Raw genomic sequence first — 2,358 nt, 5'->3', positions numbered from 1 at the left:
CCGTCCCCGAGTACGACCCCCGCCAGCCGATCGAGACGGGCGATGACGATGGCTGAACGGCGGGTGGTGGCAACCGCCCGGCGGGCGGTCCTTAGGGCGGTTCTCAGGCCGGGCGGTCGTTAGCCGGCCGCTTGACCGCAGGTCAGACGCGGTTTGTGAGAACCGCCCGGTTAGGGCGGTTCTCAGGACCGGCGCCACCTTCTGAGAACCGCCCGCCCCCTGCTCCGCAGTGCGGGCGGTTCTCGGGACGTCAGGAAGTCACCCCCGCCACCGATGGAAGGTCGGCTCGATGACCACACCTGCCGAGCTAGAGAAGCGCGCGGCTGCCTTCAGCGCGCCCCGGCAGCCGAGCCCGAACTTCTGGCCGCTGACCGGATGGTGGACACACCGGTGCGTCGGGATCCGGTCCGGCGAACCGTGCGTCGGCTGCGCGTGGGCCGGGCCCAGCTTTGGCGAGCACGCGCGGGCCGGCGCGATCTTCGCTGCCCGGGGGCGCGGCCCTCCGCCAGGGCTGCAGCTCCCACTGCAGCCCTTCCTCGTGGGGCCGGAGACGGACGAGGGCGGTGATGACGAGTGACTTGTGCTAATTCCGCTGAGGGGTCCATCCATATCGCGGAGTCAAATGGACACCGCTATTTGATCCTGCACTCACCCACTCTTCCGGGAGCGTTTTCCCAGTCAGACTGGGTTTCGCCCCTCTGAGAGGACCGCCGGAGGTCATTCTGCGCACATGAATGAACCAATCCTCTGATTCCTCAACAAGAAGCTCGGACAGGACTTCACGGGAAGACAGACCGATGACCACTACACAGACTGTGCCGTTCGTCGGCGGCCCCCTGGACGGGCAGCTGGCCGAGAGTTTCGACCTACCTACCGCTCGGCCGAGACCGGGCAGCGGGTGTCGACCCGCGCCTTTTGGCGACGATGCGTGGCAACGAGGGCGGCATGCCGCCGAAGCCAACCCGCCGACAGGCAGTCCGCGTCTACATCCGGGTCCCGAGGCGCGGCGGCCACGTGTGGATGCCGACCGTGCTCGGGATCGACATGAGTGCCCGCTGGGTGCGGTACGAACGGGCCGATGGGGCTCGGCAACTGGTGGGCGTCGGGGCACGTCCAGTACCGCGACACCTTCCGGGGTGACCCGGTGCCCGACGCCGAGGCGGAGGCGCTGATCACCAAGTGGCTGGCGACGGCCGGGGACCTGAGCCTGGAGGAGGAGCTCGCCATGGGCTGCCTCCACCGGCTGGACTGGGACGGCTACCGGCTGGCGACCCAGCCGATGACCGAGGCGCCGTTCTAATGGGAGGCCGACGGTGGAAGACGGACGCCGAGCGGGCCAGACGCAAGCGGCTGTACGACATCGCGGCCAGCGCCGCCGTGGCCTACATGAACCCGTACTTCGCCGGGCTCCAGCTCGCCGGAGCGGGCGGCCGGGACGAGCCGACCCGCGAGCACACCGAGATCGTCCTGCGGGTCTTCGACACCTACGACCGAGTCCGGGAGGCCGTGTCATGAGCGCCCCTGAATGAGCTGACCGCAGTCCTGGGCATCGAGGTCCCTGGTGCTGACTACGCCCCTGGACGATTTCGCGTGGACGGGGTCGGCCGCCGGTGACCGTTGGGTGGCAACCGGCCTTCCAGAGTGGCCACAAGCCCCTGACGCTCCCGCGACGGCATTGCCCGCCACCTCAAGTCCGGCGGCGCCATCCGCCCACCCCATGCCCCACCCACGCGGCGAACCAATCCCATGCGGAGTTTTCGCGCGCGCTGTCTCCGGCATCGTGCGACAGGCGAGCTGATCACTTGCACCGGACGAACGCCAGGGCATCAGGCGGCCCCGACGAAGGCTGGCGGCTGTCAAGGCCCCCACGTCGAGTCCGGCGCACATCGACCTGCCTGGTGACGTCAACGGCGGACTGACGGATGGCTGAGCGGGTGTCCCTGTTGACGGCTCGATCATCACGCGAAAAGCGTGCACTACAACACTCACCAAGCCGCGCACAGGTCGCGCACGAATCTTGTGACTTCTTTGTTCTGGGAGAATCGTGATTCCAAGCGCAAGTCTCGGCTGGTGCGCACACTGCGACACACATGCGCCGGCGGCATTCTGCCCCTGATTGCTTTCATTGATCTCGATCGGAGGATCAGCACTCCAACGAGGATGCTCAACCAAGGGACGCACTCGTGGCATACCGAATCCCTAGCTGCTCGGTCAAGGGATGCCGGTTCCGCGAGGTGCCCGGGCAGGGCGTCTGCGTTGAGCACGGCGGAGTCAAGGAGGACCCACCCCGCTGCGGCCCGGCGCCTCTTGATTACATGCGGCTGTGCGGTGCTCGTCGGCGAGACGGCGGGCCGTGTC

At 67.9% G+C, this 2,358-nt stretch carries 2 protein-coding genes; both read left to right on the top strand.

The window, feature by feature from the left end; translation table 11 throughout:
- The first annotated feature begins 1,078 nt into the window (after positions 1 to 1,078).
- Complete coding sequence (locus VN520_RS14630; protein ID WP_325747341.1) at positions 1,079 to 1,300, top strand: hypothetical protein; 222 nt, start codon at positions 1,079 to 1,081, stop codon at positions 1,298 to 1,300.
- Positions 1,300 to 1,515 carry a hypothetical protein gene (locus VN520_RS14625; protein ID WP_325747340.1) on the top strand — a complete coding sequence of 72 codons (216 nt, stop codon included), beginning with the start codon at positions 1,300 to 1,302 and terminating at the stop codon, positions 1,513 to 1,515. The genes VN520_RS14630 and VN520_RS14625 overlap by 1 nt, the downstream gene beginning before the upstream one ends.
- Positions 1,516 to 2,358: the final 843 nt, after the last annotated feature.

The organism is Streptomyces sp., from assembly GCF_035563135.1.
Taxonomy (GTDB): Bacteria; Actinomycetota; Actinomycetes; order Streptomycetales; family Streptomycetaceae; genus Streptomyces.
Note: the sequence above shows the minus strand (reverse complement) of the source record. Positions and strands in the feature narration are given on the sequence as shown.